General features: G+C 72.1%; 17 protein-coding genes. 6 read left to right on the top strand and 11 right to left on the bottom strand.

Features of this window, described 5'->3' with window-relative positions:
* Nucleotide 1: 1 nt before the first annotated feature.
* Together CS0771_RS09640 and CS0771_RS09635 are read right to left on the bottom strand one after the other, a co-directional pair.
* Nucleotides 2-796, bottom strand: a complete 795-nt coding sequence (locus tag CS0771_RS09640) for a serine protease (RefSeq protein ID WP_244870709.1) — start codon at nt 794-796, stop codon at nt 2-4.
* A 57-nt stretch (nt 797-853) separates the two neighbouring features.
* Nucleotides 854-1336 (bottom strand): DUF4188 domain-containing protein, encoded by a 483-nt coding sequence (locus CS0771_RS09635; protein ID WP_212840673.1) that lies wholly within the window; start codon nt 1334-1336, stop codon nt 854-856.
* Between the two features lie 66 nt (nt 1337-1402).
* Between CS0771_RS09635 and CS0771_RS09630 the strand changes: the two genes are divergently transcribed.
* Nucleotides 1403-2029, top strand: a complete 627-nt coding sequence (locus CS0771_RS09630; protein WP_212840672.1) for a MerR family transcriptional regulator — start codon at nt 1403-1405, stop codon at nt 2027-2029.
* A gap of 6 nt (nt 2030-2035) precedes the next feature.
* Here CS0771_RS09630 and CS0771_RS09625 read toward each other — a convergent pair whose 3' ends face one another.
* The 6 genes from CS0771_RS09625 to CS0771_RS09600 all read right to left on the bottom strand — a co-directional run bounded on the left by CS0771_RS09625 (nt 2036) and on the right by CS0771_RS09600 (nt 8495).
* Nucleotides 2036-2695 (bottom strand): lytic transglycosylase domain-containing protein, encoded by a 660-nt coding sequence (locus tag CS0771_RS09625; protein ID WP_371821380.1) that lies wholly within the window; start codon nt 2693-2695, stop codon nt 2036-2038.
* 281 nt (nt 2696-2976) lie between these two features.
* Nucleotides 2977-4269: a PhoH family protein gene (locus tag CS0771_RS09620; RefSeq protein ID WP_212840671.1), complete on the bottom strand. Its 1293-nt coding sequence runs from the start codon at nt 4267-4269 to the stop codon at nt 2977-2979.
* 143 nt (nt 4270-4412) lie between these two features.
* Nucleotides 4413-5072 (bottom strand): transglycosylase SLT domain-containing protein, encoded by a 660-nt coding sequence (locus CS0771_RS38640; protein WP_244870708.1) that lies wholly within the window; start codon nt 5070-5072, stop codon nt 4413-4415.
* A gap of 177 nt (nt 5073-5249) precedes the next feature.
* Entirely contained in the window at nt 5250-6020 is a 771-nt protein-coding gene (locus tag CS0771_RS09610) for an isoprenyl transferase (protein WP_203743099.1), read from the bottom strand.
* A gap of 29 nt (nt 6021-6049) precedes the next feature.
* A complete protein-coding gene (locus CS0771_RS09605; RefSeq protein WP_212840670.1) occupies nt 6050-6505 on the bottom strand; it encodes an Rrf2 family transcriptional regulator in 456 nt (151 codons plus the stop codon).
* 154 nt (nt 6506-6659) lie between these two features.
* Nucleotides 6660-8495: a phosphoenolpyruvate carboxykinase (GTP) gene (locus tag CS0771_RS09600; protein ID WP_212840669.1), complete on the bottom strand. Its 1836-nt coding sequence runs from the start codon at nt 8493-8495 to the stop codon at nt 6660-6662.
* A gap of 478 nt (nt 8496-8973) precedes the next feature.
* On the opposite strand from CS0771_RS09600, the gene CS0771_RS38635 reads away from it, so the two are divergent.
* The 3 genes from CS0771_RS38635 to CS0771_RS09585 all read left to right on the top strand — a co-directional run bounded on the left by CS0771_RS38635 (nt 8974) and on the right by CS0771_RS09585 (nt 13136).
* Entirely contained in the window at nt 8974-11811 is a 2838-nt protein-coding gene (locus CS0771_RS38635; protein ID WP_244870707.1) for a sigma-70 family RNA polymerase sigma factor, read from the top strand.
* 48 nt (nt 11812-11859) lie between these two features.
* The gene (locus CS0771_RS09590) at nt 11860-12333 is read left to right on the top strand and encodes a GtrA family protein (protein WP_212845732.1); all 474 of its coding nucleotides are present in this window, start codon (nt 11860-11862) and stop codon (nt 12331-12333) included.
* Nucleotides 12334-12395: 62 nt separating this feature from the next.
* Nucleotides 12396-13136: a GtrA family protein gene (locus CS0771_RS09585; protein ID WP_244870705.1), complete on the top strand. Its 741-nt coding sequence runs from the start codon at nt 12396-12398 to the stop codon at nt 13134-13136.
* A 3-nt stretch (nt 13137-13139) separates the two neighbouring features.
* On the opposite strand, the gene CS0771_RS09580 is transcribed toward CS0771_RS09585, so the two are convergent.
* The 3 genes from CS0771_RS09580 to CS0771_RS09570 all read right to left on the bottom strand — a co-directional run bounded on the left by CS0771_RS09580 (nt 13140) and on the right by CS0771_RS09570 (nt 15208).
* Entirely contained in the window at nt 13140-13688 is a 549-nt protein-coding gene (locus CS0771_RS09580; protein WP_212840668.1) for a PH domain-containing protein, read from the bottom strand.
* A 247-nt stretch (nt 13689-13935) separates the two neighbouring features.
* Nucleotides 13936-14730, bottom strand: a complete 795-nt coding sequence (locus CS0771_RS09575) for a biotin--[acetyl-CoA-carboxylase] ligase (protein ID WP_212840667.1) — start codon at nt 14728-14730, stop codon at nt 13936-13938.
* Nucleotides 14731-14920: 190 nt separating this feature from the next.
* Nucleotides 14921-15208, bottom strand: a complete 288-nt coding sequence (locus CS0771_RS09570; protein WP_212840666.1) for a hypothetical protein — start codon at nt 15206-15208, stop codon at nt 14921-14923.
* Here CS0771_RS09570 and CS0771_RS09565 point away from each other — a divergent pair.
* Complete coding sequence (locus CS0771_RS09565; RefSeq protein ID WP_212840665.1) at nt 15207-15626, top strand: hypothetical protein; 420 nt, start codon at nt 15207-15209, stop codon at nt 15624-15626. The two genes, CS0771_RS09570 and CS0771_RS09565, sit on opposite strands and share 2 nt — an antisense overlap.
* Before the next feature lie 240 nt (nt 15627-15866).
* Complete coding sequence (locus tag CS0771_RS09560) at nt 15867-17432, top strand: acyl-CoA carboxylase subunit beta (RefSeq protein ID WP_212840664.1); 1566 nt, start codon at nt 15867-15869, stop codon at nt 17430-17432.
* Nucleotides 17433-17465 lie beyond the last annotated feature (33 nt).

Here is a 17465-nt window from a genome sequence, read left to right as displayed (position 1 = left end):
CCTAGCCGCGAGGGCCGGTCTCCTCAATGGCCGCGCGAATATCGGGAACGAAGTGCGACACCTGCGTGTAGACGCCCGGATACGCCGCGCGGCCGCAGCCGACCCCCCAGCTCACGATGCCGACCTGCACCCAGCGCCCGCCGTCGCGGCGCAGCAGCGGCCCGCCCGAGTCGCCCTGGCAGCTGTCCCTGCCGCCGCGCCGCAGGTCGCCCGCGCAGATCATGTCGGCGTCGGTGAAGCCGTAACCGCGCGAGCGGTAGATCTGCCCGCAGGTGCCGTCGCCGACGAACGGGACCTGCACCTTGCGCAGGTGGCGCTGCTGCGCCCGGGAACCCTCGCGGGTGGCGCCCCAGCCGACCGCGGTCAGCGTGCCGCCGTCCAGCGCACCGTTCGCGGGCAGCGCGACCGTGGGCAGGTCCAGCGCCCGGGACAGCCCGATCACGGCCCAGTCGTCGCCCGAGGTCACGTCGGAGAAGCCGCGCGCCCGCCACACCCGGCTGCTGCGCACCTCGTAGGTGCGGTCCGAGCCGAGGTCCGCCGAGCCGGCGGTGACCGTGATGGACGAGGTCGCCCCACTGCGGCCGACGCAGTGCGCGGCGGTGAGGACGTACTGCGGCCGGATCAGGGTGCCCGCGCAGCCGTTGTCCAGGCGCACCAGCCAGGGAAACTCCCCGGCGGCGGCGCGCACCCCGCCGACGACCTCGGCCCGCGGGGGCTCCGGCTCGACGGCCGCGGCAGGCGACACCGCGGACAGTGCCGCCACCGCCGCACCCAGGACCAGCATGATCGCCCGCACAGCACCCTCCCCGTCGACCGGTGCTGCCGATACTATCCGTTCTGGGTGGTTTGTCCGTTAACTTCTGGAAGCTCCTCGCCGGGCTGCCGCGCTCTCGCCCTTGCGGGCCACCGGCACGTGCTCACCGGCCTGGGCCAGGCCGAAGCGCGGCATGTTGCCGTAGAGGGTCTCGTAACGGCCCGCACTGACCAGGTAGGTCTCGTGCCAGATGCCGACGTCGCCGTTGCCGCCGACGAGCTTGTTGAACGCGCGCCACGCCGGGTGGTGTGGCAGCGACGCGTCCTTCGCGAACGCCTCCAGCTGCTCGACGCTGCGCCAGTACTGGATGGTGACCGGGCCGCTCGCCGTGATCGCGTACTGCGCGGCGAGCAGGCCCAGCTCCGGACGCTGGAACAGGACCTTCAGCATGCGCGGCATGGCGGTGAACGCGCCCCACCACTTGTGGATCTTCCACGGCTTGTTGAAGCGCATGCCGATCAGGAAGACCACGAAATCGCCCTCGATGTGCGCCGACATGCGGCCCGGGATCACGGTTGCCACGACTTCCCCCTCGTCCTTCACTGGATAGCATCACTATCCACTATCCAGTGGGTATCGTCAACGGCGATGAAGATTTCAGAGCTGAGCCGGGCGAGCGGCGTGCCGCTGCCCACGGTCAAGTACTACCTGCGTGAGGGCCTGCTCCCGGCGGGCCGCCCGCTGGGCCGCAACCAGGCCGACTATGACGAGGCACACCTGCGGCGGCTGCGCCTGATCCGGGCGCTGATCGACGTCGGCGGCCTCAGCGTGGCCGGCGTACGGCAGGTGCTCGGCGCGGTCGACGACGCCGTGGTGCCCGGACACCACCTGCTGGGGACCGCGCACGAGGCGATCGCGGGGGTGTCCCGCGCGGACCGGAGCACCGCGGGCTGGCTGGCGGCGCGCGCCGAGGCCGCCCGGGTGGTGGCCGCGCGCGGCTGGCGGGTGCACGAGCGGGCGCACGCGCTCGACCAGCTCGCCGACGCCATCGCCGCGCTGCGCGAGCTGGGTCAGGAGGACATGCTGACGATGCTCGACGGGTACGCCGAGGCGACCGAGCGGCTCGCCCGGCAGGAGGTCGGCCTGGTGCTGGCCCGGGGCGACCGGGCCGCGATGGTGGAGGGCGTGGTGACCGGCACCGTGCTCGGCGAGGCGATGCTCACCGCGCTGCGGCGGCTCGCGCAGGAGCACACCAGCGCCACCACGGCACCCTGACCGGCGTCAGTACCAGCCCTTCTCCTCGGAGTGCGCCCACGCGCCGCACGGGGTCTTGTGGCGGTTCTTGATGTAGCCCAGCCCCCACTTGATCTGGGTGACCGGGTTGGTGCGCCAGTCGTCGGCGATGCTCGCCATCTTGTCGCCGGGCAGCGCCTGCGGGATGCCGTACGCGCCGGAGCTCTTGTTCTCGGCCTTGTGGTTCCACCCGGACTCGCGGGTCCACAGCTTGTTCAGGCAGGCCATCTGGGTGAGATCCATGCCGGCCTCCAGCACCAGCGCGCACCCGATGGCCCGGTTGCCGCTGAACTCGCTGCAGCTCTTGGGGATCGGCCCGAAGTTGACGGTGCGGTTGGCGCCGCGGCGGCTGGCCTCGCGGTCCACCGCGGCGGCGCGGGCGGCGGCGGCCTTGGCCTCGATCGCGGCCCGGTCCTGCGCCTCCTTGAGCAGCTCCTGCTGCTGCAGGGTGAGCGCGGCCGACTCGGCGTGGGCGACGATCTGGGCCTGGTGCCCGGCGGCGATGCTGTCCTGCTGCCACCGCGCGCCGTCGTCCAGGCGGAACGCGCCGGCCACCCCGCCGACCAGGGTCAGGACGGCGACGGCGCGGATGGCGTAGCGCGTGGTCGCGGGGCGGGCGCGACGGTGCGCGCGGCGTTGCCGGGACACGGGGGATCCTCTCGGCGGTGGGGGTTCCGGCCGGAGCACCCGCGGTCCTCGGGCGCGCCACCAGGGGCTGCGCACCTACGGGTCCTGCTCCGTTCGCCCGCCCGGGGGTCGGGGGTGGACGGTCCGGGAGCGCTCGTGCCGGGCGCCGCAGCGGTCCCGTCCAGGAAGCCGCGGCGCGGAGCGCTCGATCCCACCTTTACGCAGTGGACCGGGGCTTGTCGTCGTCCGGACGGGCGACTGTGGCCCCGATCACACCGCAAAAACCCGCTAATCGGGTCTAATCACTCCTCCAGGAGGTCGGTAACCACTTCGGCGATGGCGGAACGCTCGGAACGGGTGAGGGTCACGTGCGCGAAGAGCGGATGCCCCTTCAGCGTCTCGATGACCGCGGTGATGCCGTCGTGCTTGCCCACCCGCAGGTTGTCCCGCTGCGCCACGTCGTGGGTGAGCACCACCCGCGACCCGGCGCCGATCCGCGACAGCACGGTCAGCAGCACGCCACGTTCCAGCGACTGCGCCTCGTCCACGATCACGAACGCGTCGTGCAGGCTGCGGCCGCGGATGTGGGTCAGCGGCAGCACCTCGAGCATGCCGCGGTGCAGCACCTCGTCGCGTACGTTGTCGTGCACCAGGGCGCCGAGCGTGTCGAACACCGCCTGCGCCCAGGGCGACATCTTCTCCGCCTCGCTGCCGGGCAGGTAGCCCAGCTCCTGGCCGCCGACGGCGTAGAGCGGGCGGAACACGATGACCTTCTTGTGCCTGCCGCGCTCCATCACCTGCTCCAGGCCCGCGCACAGGGCCAGCGCCGACTTGCCGGTGCCGGCCCGGCCGCCCAGCGAGACGATGCCGATGCTGTCGTCCAGCAGCAGGTCCAGCGCGATGCGCTGCTCCGCCGAGCGCCCGCGCAGGCCGAACGCCTCCCGGTCGCCGCGGACCAGCTTCACCGTCTTGTCGGTGTGCACCCGCCCCAGCGCCGAGCCGCGGCCCGCGTGCAGGATGAGTCCGGTGTGGACGGGCAGCCCGGCCGCCTCGTCCAGGTCGATGCCCTCGCCGGCGTAGAGCGCGGCCATGTCGGCGTCCGGCAGGTCCACCTCGGCCAGGCCGGACCACGTCGGGTCCACCGCCTGGTCATGGCGGTACTCGTCGGCGGCCAGACCCACCGCGGCGGCCTTCACCCGCAGCGGCATGTCCTTGCTGACCAGGGTCACCAGCTGACCGTCGGCCGCCAGACCCAGCGCCACGGACAGGATCCGCGCGTCGTTGGTGTCGTTGCGGAAACCGCTGGGCAGCAGCTGCGGATCGGTGTGGTTCAGCTCCACCCGCAGCGTTCCGCCGGAGTCGTTCACCGGCAGTGGTACGTCCAGCCTCCCGTGCCGTACCCGCAGGTCGTCGAGCAGCCGCAGGGACTGCCTGGCGAACCAGCCGAGTTCCGGGTGATGCCGCTTGCCCTCCAGCTCGGAGATGACCACGAGCGGCAGCACGACGTTGTGCTCGGAGAACCGGCGGATCGCAGCAGGATCGGCCAGCAGCACGGAGGTGTCGAGTACGTACGTTCGTATCGGGACATCGACCATGACTCACGCTAACCGCAGAAAACCCGTTTGGCCAGCATGTCTTTAGCATGTGCCAGACGATCCGCCGATACGGCCATCACCCACTCGGATGATGCCCGAGCGTGGTCATCCGAGTGGGTGCTGCTCACCGTGCGTAGATGAGATCAGTACCAGTTGTTGTCCTGGAAGTGATTCCAGGCTCCGGCGGGGGTGTCGTAGCGGTTCTTGATGTAGTCCAGGCCCCACTTGATCTGAGTGGCCGGATTGGTCCGCCAGTCGTCGCCGAACTTCGCCATCTTGTCGCCGGGCAGCGCCTGCGGGATGCCGTACGCGCCGGAGCCGGAGTTCTCGGCCCTGTGGTTCCAGCCGCTCTCGTGGTCCCACAGCTTCACCAGCGGGCTCATCTGGCTGTACGCGAACCCGAAGCTCGGCAGCAGCCTGCACGCGACCAGCTGGTTGCCCGAGTAGCTCTTGCACGAGGTCGGCGTGGCGGTCGTACGCGTCACGGTCGGCTTCGCCGAGGGCGTCGCCTTCTCGGCGCGGCGGGCGGCCGTGGCGCTCGGGCTCGGACCGGCCGTCGGCGACGCGCTGACACTCGGCGAGGGCGTGGCGCGGTCGTAGGCGCGGTTGGCGGCGGCCGCGGCGGCCTCGCGGGCGGCCAGGTCGGTGGCGGGTGTCTGCGGCCCGGTGTCCGCGACGGCGTACGCCGCGGCGCCGAGCACACCGGCGCACAGCACGCCCAAGGCGATCTTTCGGGAGTGGACGGCCAGCAGGCGCGCCAGCGGGTGACGGCGGCGCGGCAGGGCATGACGGGGTGTCGACACGAGTCGGTCCCTTCGTTGGGGGGTGCAGCACCTTGGGGGAGCAAAGGTGCTGGTCAGGGACCCTGCCGTTTATTCCGGCGCGGTGCCAACTCCACCACGCGGATCGTGAAACAGGTCACCATCCCAACGTGAGCGCAGGTCAGAAGGCGGGAAAATCGGACGTCGGCGATCGACGGGTCAGGCACCGAACCGGCGCTGGCGTCCCGCGTACGCCCGCAGCGCACGCAGGAAGTCCACGTGCCGGAAGTCCGGCCAGTTCAGCTCGCAGAAGTAGAACTCCGAGTGGGCCGACTGCCACAGCAGGAAGCCGGACAGCCGCTGCTCGCCGCTGGTCCGGATGATCAGATCCGGGTCGGGCTGGCCGCGCGTGTAGAGGTGCTCGGCGATGTGCTCGACGTCGAGCCGCTCGGCCACCTCCTCCAGCGTCGAGCCCGCCTTGACGTGCTCCTGCAGCAGCGAGCGGACCGCGTCGGCGATCTCCCGGCGGCCGGTGTAGCCGACCGCGAAGTTGACGTTCGCGCCGCCGTGGCGGCCGGCCGTGCGCTCCTGCGCGGCCTTCAGCGCCGCCGCCGGCTCGGCGGGCAGCAGGTCCAGCGCGCCGACCATGCGCAACTGCCAGGGGTTGCCGTCCTCGGCCAGCTCGGTGGCCAGGTCCACGATGATCTGCACCAGCGGATCCAGCTCCACGGCCGGGCGGCGCAGGTTGTCGGTGGCCAGCAGGTAGAGCGTGACGTGCTCGATGCCCGCCTCGTCGCACCAGCTGAGCAGCTCCTTGATGCGCGCCGCGCCCACCCGGTGGCCGTCGTTGGGGTCGACGTAGCCCATCTCGCGGGCCCAGCGCCGGTTGCCGTCGGTGACCACGCCGACATGACGTGGCCGCGGCTGATCGGCCAGCAACGCCTTCAGGCGGCGTTCGTACACGGAGTAGACGAGGTCGCGGAGTTTCATCCTGGGCAGCCTAACGCCGCTGGCGCGGATCAGCGCGGCTGCCAGGCGTCCGGGATCGTGGTGAGATCACGGACCGCCTCCGGCAGCTGACCGGTGACGGCCTGGGCCAGGGTCACCTCGTCGACGACGTTGCGCACCGCCGAGCGCACCGCGACCCACACCAGCGGCAGGTGGCTGGCGGTGCCGGTGTAGCTGGTCTGCTCGGGCCGGTGCCCGCGTACGCCCGCCAGCGGCCCGTCGACGGCGCGCAGCACCATGCCGATGGTGACCTCGGAGGGCGGCAGGCTGAGGCTGTAACCACCGTCGGCGCCGCGCACGGCGTGGATGACGCCGCTGCGCCGCAGGTCCGCCAGCACCGCCTCCAGGAACTTGCGCGGCAGGCCCTGGGCGTCGGCGAGGGCCTGCGCCGAGATGGTGTTCGGGTACGCGTTCGCCAGCTCAAGGGAAGCCCGGACCGCGTAGTCGCCTCTAGCCGAGATCTGCACACCCCCATGATGCCCGCAGCCCCACCCCCCGTGTTAACGGGTGGCGGGGCTGCGGGCATCACGGCGCTTCAAGATCGCGTCGATCTTGCGCGAACTGTTAGGGATTTGCCCGGTTCAGGCGTGTCGTCCCCACAGTTCACGCAAGATCGGCGCGTTACTCCGTCACGCCGAGGCGGGACTTGAGGGCGTCGAGTTCGGCCCAGAGGACGGCGGGGAGCTTGTCGCCGAACTTTTCGAACCACTCGGTGATCTGCGGGATCTCGGCGGCCCACTCGTCGTTGCGGACCTCGAGGGCCAGTTCGACGTCGGACGCGGGCTGCTCCAGGCCGGACAGGTCCAGGTCCTCGGCGCGGGGCACGAAGCCGACGGGGGTCTCGACCGCACCGGCCTCGCCCTCCAGGCGCTCCACGACCCACTTCAGGACGCGGGAGTTCTCGCCGAATCCGGGCCACAGGAAGCGGCCGTCGTCACCGCGGCGGAACCAGTTGACGTAGAAGATGGCGGGCAGCTTGTCGGCGTTGCCGTCGGCACCCTTGCCCATCGCGATCCAGTGCCGGAAGTAGTCGCCGGCGTGGTAGCCGATGAACGGCAGCATCGCCATCGGGTCGCGGCGCACCACGCCGACCTGGCCCACCGCGGCGGCCGTGGTCTCGCTGGACAGGGTCGCGCCCTGGAACACGCCGTGCACCCAGTCGCGGGCCTGGCTGACCAGCGGGATCGTGGTCTTGCGGCGGCCACCGAACAGGATCGCCGAGATCGGCACGCCCTTCGGGTCCTCGTACTCCGGCGCGAGGATCGGGCACTGCGTGATCGGGGTGCAGAAGCGCGAGTTCGGGTGGCTGGAGACCTGGTCGGAGTCCGGGGTCCAGTCGTTGCCGTGCCAGTCGGTCAGGTGGGCCGGGGGCTCGCCCATGCCCTCCCACCAGATGTCTCCGTCGTCGGTGCGCGCGACGTTGGTGAACAGCGAGTTGCCCGCGGCGAGCGTACGCATCGCGTTCGGGTTGGTCTTCCAGTCGGTGCCGGGAGCGACGCCGAACAGGCCGTACTCCGGGTTGACCGCGTACAGGCGGCCGTCGTCACCGAAGCGCATCCAGGCGATGTCGTCGCCCAGGGTCTCGACCTTCCAGCCCGGGATGGTCGGCTCCAGCATGGCGAGGTTGGTCTTGCCGCAGGCCGACGGGAACGCGGCCGCGATGTAGTGCACCTTGCCGGCCGGGCTGGTCAGCTTGAGGATCAGCATGTGCTCGGCGAGCCAGCCCTCGTCGCGGCCCATCACGCTGGCGATGCGCAGCGAGTAGCACTTCTTGCCCAGCAGGGAGTTGCCGCCGTAGCCGGAGCCGAACGACCAGATCTCCCGGGTCTCCGGGAAGTGGGAGATGTACTTGGTGGTCGAGCACGGCCACGCGACGTCGGCCTGGCCCGGCTCCAGCGGGGCGCCGACCGAGTGCAGCGCCGGCACGAACTCGGCGTCCTCGCCCATCGCCGCGAGCACCTTGGTGCCCATCCGGGTCATGATCCGCATGCTGGCCACGACGTACGCCGAGTCGGTGATCTCGACGCCGAACATCGGGTTCTCCGCGTCGAGCGGGCCCATGCAGAACGGGATGACGTACATGGTCCGGCCGCGCATGCAGCCCCGGTACAGCTCGGTCATGAGCTGCTTCATCTCGGCCGGGGCCATCCAGTTGTTGGTCGGGCCGGCGTCGGCCTCGTCCACGGAGCAGATGAAGGTGCGCTCCTCGACGCGCGCCACGTCCGACGGGTCGGTGCGCGCCCAGAAGGAGTTCGGCCGCTTCACCGGGTCCAGCCGGACCAGGCTGCCCGCGGTGACGAGCTCGGCGGTGAGGCGCTGCCACTCGTCCTCGGAGCCGTCGCACCACACGATGCTGTCCGGCGTGGTGAGCTCGGCGACTTGGCGCACCCACGCGAGCAGCTTGGGGTGCGAGGTCGGATGCTGGTCAAGCCCTGCGGTGACTGCCGGCGCGGTCATGGAGTTCTCCTCGTGGTCGTCTTTGACCGACGGATACGACTGACGACGGCCGGGTGGCCGCGAGTCGTCCGGGATGTGGCCTCAGACTAAGCCCGGTTTGTTGCCTGAGACCCCTCCCGCCTTGTGAATAAGTGCACAAGCGTCGGTCCGACTGCGTCTTCGCGCACGATTCTTCGGTCGTTCGCGCACGATTCCGCAAATCTGCTTTTGGATCTTGCTACGTTCGCGTCGCGCGACGGCCCTGACGCGTGCGAGCCCGATCACTCTCCTACCCATACCCGCGGCGGGCTCGGGCGAACGCGGCTATCGCGACTTCATCACGGATTGGGCATATTCCGCAAATCGGGCGATTGGGTTAACGTCCCTAGCAGCCGGCGAAACCGTGACAGTCCCCCCGGAGGCCGCTGTGACCAGTGGGTTCGACCCTGCCCAGGATCAGTTCAGCGAACCGCAGAGCGATCCACAACTCATCTCACTCGTGCGAGGCGGTGACACCGACGCGTTCGGGCTGCTCTACGAACGGCATCTGGAGTCCGCGCGGCGGCTGGCCCGCGTGCTCAGCGACGGGCACGCCGACGCCGACGACCTGATCGCCGACAGCTTCGCCAAGGTCTTCGCCGTGCTGCGCAGCGGGGGCGGCCCGGACACCGCGTTCCGGGCGTACCTGCTGACCACCATGCGGCACACCCGCTACGACCGGGTCCGGCAGGACCGCCGCGTCGAGCTGACCGACGACCTCACCCGCTACGAGATCCCCGAGCCCGCCGACGATCCGACCATCGCCCGGCTGGAGACGTCGTACGCGGCACGCGCCTTCGCGCGGCTGCCCGAGCGCTGGCGGGCCGTGCTCTGGCACACCGAGGTCGAGGGCGAGAGCCCCGCCCAGATCGCCCCGCTGCTCGGCCTCACCCCGAACGGCGTCGCGGCGCTGGCGTACCGGGCCCGGGAGCGGCTGCGCCAGATGTACCTGCAGGAGCACATCGCGCTCACCGGCAACCCGCGCTGCCACTGGACCGGGGCGCACCTGGCCGGATACGTACGCGCCGCGCTCGCCCGGCGCGACCGCGGCAAGGTCGACGAGCACCTGTCCACCTGCGCCGAGTGCCGCCGCCTGCACCGCGAGCTGACCGAGGAGAACTCGGGCCTGCGGGGTGTCGTCGCCCCCCTGTTACTCGGGGCCGCCGCACCGGCGTACCTGGCCGGTAGCGGCCGGCTCGCGTTCGGCGGCCGCCTCGCCACCGCCTGGGGCGCGCTGGTGCTGTGGTGGCCGCAGCTGAAAGAGCACGCCGGCGCCTGGGCGGACGCGCTCGTGGGACTCGCCGCCCTCGCCGGGCGCTGGCTGGTGGCCGCACCGCGCCGCCTGCTGGACCGCTTCGGCTTGGCCAACCTCGTCGCGGGCACCGGTGCGGGCGTCGCCGCGGTGGCCGGGGTGGTGCTGTTCGTGAGCCTGGCCGCCGGACCGCCCACGGCGCGGCCGCGCGCCATCCCGGTCCCGGCCCCGGCCGCGCCACCGCTGTACGCCCCCGCCCCGCAGGCGCAGTCGTCGCCATCGCTGTCGCCGCTGACCGCCGCTTCGTCGCCCGCGCCCCCGACTGCCCCAAACCCCGCGGGGCAACCCGCCGTGCTGCCCTCGGCCGCGTTGCCCCAGATGCCGCCACCTGCTGTCGCGCCGCCCACCGCACCAGCCCCCGCCCTTGCGCCGGTGCCCGTGGCCGAGCCCGCCCCGGAGGTCGCCGCGCCCGAGTACAAAGAGGTCGACCTGGTCGCGGGCAAGGCGGGCACGCTGCCGATCCCCGTCCGCGCCCCAGCGGACGGCCCCGCCACCACCGGTGACCGCACCGATGCCGACGAACGCGCGGCCGGGCACCTGACGGTGCCTGCCACCTGGCTAGACGCATCGAGCGAACCCGCCAGACGGAATGCCCCCGAGCGGCTTTGCTCTGCACACAAAGACGCAACTGTTGCGTCTTTGTGTGCAGAGCAAAGCGAGTCAGCCGAGAACCAGGCCGGACCCGACGCGTTGCCGTCGAGTCGGCCGACCGGGACGGACGGCTCGCCCGCGGCCGCCGGGCCTCGCGTCACGGCGGAGGCGCGGGCGCCCGGTGCGGTGCGTATCGAGGTGACACTGCCGGACGGAATGCGGCTGGCGGGGAGTGGTGCCGGGGACGGGTGGCAGTGCGAGGCGACGCCCACCGGGGCGGTCTGCGACCGGATCGGCTGGGGCCGGGGCGCGCGTTCGGTGGCCCGGCTGCCCGTGCTTGCCGACCCCGAGGTCAGCGGATTCCAGCAGGTCACCGTGGCGGCGGTGTACGGGCAGCGGCGCTCGGAGTCCGCTTTCCGGGTGCCGGTCGCACCGGCCGGGCTGCGGCTGGGCCACGCGGCGACCGGGCGGGTGGACGTGGCGCTGGCCGGCAACGTGCTGCTCTCCTGCGCACCCCGGCCGCTGTGCCTGGTCGCGGGCGACAACAACCTGATGCAGATGAGCCCGCTGCGGCCGACGCCGGGCGAGCCCGCCCCACCGGGCGGCCTGGACGACCCGGACGGGCCCGCCGGGCCGAAGGGCGCGCTCGAGGAGCTGGCCGGGGAGAAGGCCGCCAGTGGCGCACGGCTCGCCCTGCCCGAGGGCGCCGAGGTGCGCTGGGCGGGGCTGATCGTCGCCGCGTCCGGACCGCGGCTGCCGGAGCTGGTGGCGCTGCACGGCCCCGGCGGTGCATGGCAGCCGGTGCGGGTGGAGACGGACCATGCAGAGTCCGGCGCCGTTTACAGCCAGGGCTACGCCGAGGTCACCGAGCTGGTACGGGGCGGCGGCGCGGGCGACTGGTGGCTGGCCGCCCCCGCGGATCCACTGCCCCGCGGCCGGAGCCAGTTCGCGGGCTGGACCCTGGCCGTGGTGTACGCCCACCGCAGCGCCCCGCGCGGCGAGGCCGCCGTCTACCTGGGCCCGGGTGGCGGGCGCGGCGACGTCCCGGCGACGGTCGGGCTGGGCGGCGGCGGGAAGGTCCGGGTCGGGCTGGCGCTGTGGGACGGCGACCTGGCACTGACCGGCGACGAGCTGCTGATCGGCGGCGCCGCCGCGGGTGAGCCGGGCAACCTCGCCGCGGGACGCAACGCCGGGGCGGCCGCGCTCGCCTGCGGGTCCGCTCCGGGACGCTGCGTATGGCGTACCCCCGGCCTGGATGTGCTCTGGGCGGGCGCGAAAGCCGACGCCGGCGCGGTGGCCCAGTTGCGCACGGGCGGCGATCCGCTGGAGGTCGGGCTGGTCGCGGTGGTCTCCGGGCCGCCGCGCGAAACGGGCACGGCGGCCGCGACACGGTAGGCTCGCCTGGTGACCCCCACGCCACCGGCTCCGAAGACCTCCGCGGCAATGCCGCTGCGGCTGGTCGAGCGGTTCCGGCACCTGCTCGCTGAACTCAGCAAGTTCGGCGTGGTCGGCGGCGCCGCGTACGTCGTCGATCTCGTCGTCTTCAACCTGCTGCTGTCGCCCGTCGGCACGCTGCCCGCCTCGGCGATCTCGACCGTGCTCGCGGCGACCGGCGCCTTCGTCGGCAACCGCTACTGGACGTGGCGTGACCGGGAACGCTCCAGCCTCACCCGGGAGTACTCGCTGTACTTCCTCTTCAACCTGATCGGCCTGGGCATCACGCTGGCCGTGGTGTGGCTGAGCCATGACGTGCTCGGCAGCGTGTGGCCGGAGGTCTTCCACACCCGGCTCGCGGACAACGTGGCGAAGATGCTGTTCGGCACCGGGATCGCCAGTGTCTTCCGGTTCTGGGCATACCGCCGGTTCGTGTTCTCCGGTCCGGTGGTGGGCGAGCCCGCCCGGGTACAGGCGGGGTGAGTTCGCTTGCATTCGGAGTTGCGTTGCAGAACTCTCCCAGTCCACTCACGTAAGGTGACCCAGTGCACCCAGACCTGACGCTGCTCGATCGACTGCTGCCCCAACGGCTCCGTGACCTCGGCCCGGAGGCGCTGAAGTTCGCCATCGTGGGCGGCGTCAACACCGTCGTCAACTTCGTGGTGCTCAATGCGCTCGTGCTGACGATCTTCCCCACCGGCCAGCTGAAGGCGAACGTGGTCGCCACCATCGTGGCGATGATCGCGTCCTACCTGATGAACCGGCACTGGACCTACAAGGGCCGGTCCAGCCAGGCCATGGGCCGCGAGTTCATGCTGTTCGTGCTGTTCAACGTCGCGGGCCTGGCCATCGAGCTGGCCATCATGGGCGCCACCAAGTACGCCCTCGGCCTGCACGGCCTGCTCGCCCTCAACGCGGCGAAGCTGCTGGGCCTGGTGCTCGGCACGATCTTCCGCTTCTACACGTACCGCACCTTCGTGTTCGCCCCCGCGAACACGATCGCGGTGCCCGCGGGCGGCGTGGACGCCGACTTCGGCCCGGCGCACGTGCACGTGGACGACGTCGACGAGCTGGTCGACGCCGAGGCCGCCGCCAGCGCGCTGGCCGGCGTGCCGGTGCCCGCGCAGCTGCGCAGCGACGACTTCACCCGGCTCACCGCCCCGCTGGAGGCGGAGTTCGCCGCCGAGCGGGCCGAGGCCGAGCAGCTGGCCGCCCTGGACGCGGAGTTCACCGACCGCGAGCTCGCCGAGGAGCTCGCGCGGGCGAAGCCGCGCCCAGAGCGGTAGCCGTCACTGCTTCTCTTCGACCCGAGCGGTCTGCGCCGGCGGCGCGGACCGCTCGTTGTCGTTGTAGGAGTGCGCGTCACGGTCGGCCTCGACCAGCTCGTACAGCGTGGTCTGCACCTTCTCCACGTGCGGGATGTCGTTGAGCACCGACTGGCCGCGCTCACCGGCCGACTCGATGGTCAGCGTGCCGCAGCCGAGCAGCCGCTCGATGAACTTCTGGCTCATCGAGTGGTCGTTGACCCGCGACAGCGGGATGTCGCGGCGGTCCCGCGAGAACACACCCGTCTGCAGCAGCACCCGCTCGTTGGTCAGCACGTAGTGCGTGGTGCGCCAGACCAGCCAGGGCCAGAACGACAGCCAGCCCACGGCGATCAGGGCGAGCCCGGCCACGATGTAGACCAGGATCTCGTTGTCGAGCATGATCAGTGCGGTCACCACCGCGGCCACCGCGAGCACCAGCACCGCCACCGGGCGGATCATGGCCTTCCAGTGGGGGTGCAGATCGAGCACCACGTGCTCGTCCGCCGTCAACACGTCCTCGGGGAACGCCATCCGTGCCTCCTCGTACTCGCCTGCGATCAAACCGCACGATTGTCCGCGAGCAGGGTAGTTCCACGGGACGACCCCGGACCATCCGCCATCGGCCCCGCGTCGCCTATCGGTCTGTCCCACGCCGGAGATCATCCGATTTGCCAGGCACCCGGGCGTATCTTGAGCACCCTTTCACCCATGTGCCGGGCAAGTCAGACGATCATGCCGCCCGGCGGGCTCGGTGGTGCGCGGCGGTGGCGCCGGGTGGTCAGCGGAGGTGGATGATGTCGCCTGCGGCGACGGGGTGGTCGCCGGTGGCGGTGCGGACGACGAGGCGGCCGTCGGCGTCGACCGTGACGGCCTCGCCGGTGAGGTCCGCGTCCCCGCCGGGCAGCAGCACCGACACCTGGCGGCCCAGAGTGGCGCAGATGCGCAGGTACGCGTCGCGCAGGCCGCTCTTGTCGGGGTCGCCCCCGGCCCGCTCCCAGGCCGCGTAGTGCTCGCCCAGCCGCGCCAGCAGCGCGGCGGTCAGCCCGGTCCGGTCCGGCGCGGACGCCCCGGCGACCAGGAGTGAGGTCGCGGGCAGGCCGGTGGGGGTGAGCGGCAGCTCGTCGTCGGTCAGCGTCACGTTCAGGCCGATGCCGAGCACCACCGCCCCGGGTTCGGGCACCTCGGCCAGCAGCCCGGCGCACTTGCGGCCGCCGAGCAGCAGGTCGTTGGGCCACTTGAGCGCGGGCTCCAGCCCGGTCTCGCCGCGTACCGCCTCCGCCAGGGCGACGCCCGCCAGCAGCGGGAGCCAGCCCCATCGCGAGACGTCGACCGTGGGTCTGAGCAGCACCGACAGCGCGAGCCCGGCGCGCGGTGGGGACTGCCAGTCGCGGCCCAGCCGGCCCCGGCCCGCGGTCTGCGACTCGGCGGCCACGACCAGGCCCGCCGCCGCGCCGTCCCGGGCCGCGGCGGCCACGTCCGCATTGGTCGACCCGGTCTCGTCGCGCACCTCGACCTGCCAGCCCGGCAGCGCCGCGAGCCGGTCCCGGTCCAGCGGGGGCCTGTTCGTCTCCACGGCTGGAGACTATCGGCCGGGCGGCCCGGCGGGCGGCGAGACGGACACACCCGCCCTGCCCTCGCGCGGCTGGCACCCACTGCGCGGGTCCTGTCCGGTCCCAGGGTGGATCTTGTGCAGTCGATGTCGTCCCAGCAGCACCAAGTGCACGAGATCTCCGATGGCGCCGGTTCCGGTGTCGCGCCGGGGTTCAGCCGGCCTGGCGGGCGCGCAGCGGGGCGGCGTCGGCGTCGGCGTCCGGCTCGGACAGCGGGCCGAGCCAGTCCGGCAGGATGATCTCGGTGTCGGCGGGCTCCGCCGCCACGCGCCTTCCTCGCTGGATCGTCTCGACGCGGTGGCGCACCGGCTCGTCCCGCTTCTCGGCGTGGCGCGCCGCCGGCCGCGGCTTGAGCGCGATCACCGGCGCGGCCGGCCCCTCCGCATCACCCCGGCCGCGAGCCGCGGCGGCCGCACCCGGCGCCGATCCCGGTCCCGGCATGCCCGCCGCGGCTCGCGGCCGCGCCGACCTCCTCGCCCCGGCCGGGCCTGCGGCTGCATCCTTCGCCGCCGTGTTCTTCGCGGCGGCCGAGCCCGCGGCTGCGCGCTGCGCCGCGGCCGAGCGCGTCGCGGCGGCTGTGTTCTTCGCGGGCGCCGGGCCCGTTGTGGTGCGGGCCGCCGCGCGTCCCGTCCCCGGCGCGGGCTGGAAACGGCCGACCGACGGGCTGACCGGCGCCCCCGCCTCGCCGCCCGCGCGCGCACGTCCTGGACCCGGGCGCGGGCGGGACGGCGCGACGGGCGACCCGCCACGCCTCGCCCGGCGGCCCCGGTCCCGCTCCCCCGACTGCCACGGCCGCACCACGGCGAGCACCGTAAAGCCACCCACCAGCAGCAACACCCCGAACAAAGTCGTCACATGAAATTCAACGATTCGCCCGAACCGGACGAAACGTCGAGCCGGTCGGCCACCTCTCCCCGCCGATCTTGCGCGAACTGTTGCCCATTCGCCCGACTTATCCGTGTCGCACCCACAACCCATGCAAGATCGCCGGGAGAGGGGGGTGGGGAGGCGGTGGTGTGGTGTACATGACTGAACGGGGGTTCAGGGGGGATATAGAGTCCGGGGCGTGACTACTACGGTGCCGGGGAAGAGTGGCCAGGTGAGTGGGCGGAGTACGGCGGGGAAGCTCGCCGACTTCGAGCGGCGGGTCGAGGAGGCTGTGCACGCGGGGTCGGCGCGGGCGGTCGAGAAGCAGCACGCGCGGGGGAAGAAGACCGCGCGGGAGCGGATCGGGATGCTGCTCGACGAGGGGTCGTTCGTGGAGCTTGACGAGCTGGCGCGGCACCGGTCGACGACGTTCGGGCAGGAGCGCAACCGGCCCTACGGCGACGGCGTGGTCACCGGGTACGGGACCGTGGACGGGCGTCAGGTGTGCGTGTTCGCGCAGGACTTCACGGTGTTCGGCGGGTCGCTCGGCGAGGTGTTCGGCGAGAAGATCGTCAAGGTGATGGACCTGGCGATGAAGATCGGGTGCCCGGTGATCGGGATCAACGACTCGGGTGGGGCGCGGATCCAGGAGGGTGTCGTCTCGCTGGGGCTGTACGGGGAGATCTTCTTCCGCAACGTGCGCGCCTCGGGGGTCATCCCGCAGATCTCGCTGGTCATGGGGCCGTGCGCGGGCGGGGCGGTGTACTCCCCCGCCGTCACCGACTTCACCGTGATGGTGGACCAGACCTCGCACATGTTCATCACGGGGCCGGACGTGATCAAGACGGTCACCGGCGAGGACGTGGGCATGGAGGAGCTGGGCGGGGCGCGTACCCACAACACCAAGAGCGGCAACGCGCACTACCTGGCCGGTGACGAGCAGGACGCGGTCGACTACGTGAAGGCGCTGCTGTCCTACCTGCCCAGCAACAACCTGGACGCGCCGCCCGCCTGGCCGGCCGCGGCGGACCTGGCGCTCGCGGACACCGACGAGGCGCTGGACACGCTGATCCCGGACTCGGCGAACCAGCCGTACGACATGCACGCGGTGCTGGAGGCGATCCTCGACGACGGCGAGTTCCTCGAGGTGCAGCCGCTGTACGCGCAGAACATCGTCACGGGGTTCGGGCGGGTCGAGGGCAGGCCGGTGGGCGTGGTCGCCAACCAGCCGATGCACTTCGCGGGCTGCCTGGACATCGCCGCGTCGGAGAAGGCGGCACGGTTCGTGCGCACCTGCGACGCGTTCAACATCCCGGTGCTCACGTTCGTGGACGTGCCCGGCTTCCTGCCCGGCACCAGCCAGGAATGGGACGGCATCATCCGGCGCGGGGCCAAGCTCATCTACGCGTACGCCGAGGCCACCGTCCCGAAGATCACCGTGATCACGCGGAAGGCGTACGGCGGCGCGTACGACGTCATGGGCTCCAAGCACCTGGGCGCCGACCTCAACTTCGCGTGGCCGACGGCGCAGATCGCGGTGATGGGCGCGCAGGGCGCGGTCAACATCCTGCACCGCGCCGAGCTGGCCGCGGCCGACGACCCGGTGGCCCGCCGGACCGAGCTGATCGACGAGTACGAGGACACCCTGTGCAACCCGTACATCGCGGCCGAGCGCGGTTACGTGGACGCGGTGATCCGGCCGTCGGCGACCCGCGCGCACATCGTGCGAGGGCTGCGGACGCTGGCCACGAAGCGGGAGACGCTGCCGCCGAAGAAGCACGGCAACATCCCGCTCTGAGCGGGACGCGCCTGAATCCGTTGAGTGACGGCC

Origin of the sequence: Catellatospora sp. IY07-71, from assembly GCF_018326265.1 — a bacterium.
In the GTDB taxonomy this organism is placed as follows: Bacteria; Actinomycetota; Actinomycetes; order Mycobacteriales; family Micromonosporaceae; genus Catellatospora.
Note: the sequence above shows the minus strand (reverse complement) of the source record. Positions and strands in the feature narration are given on the sequence as shown.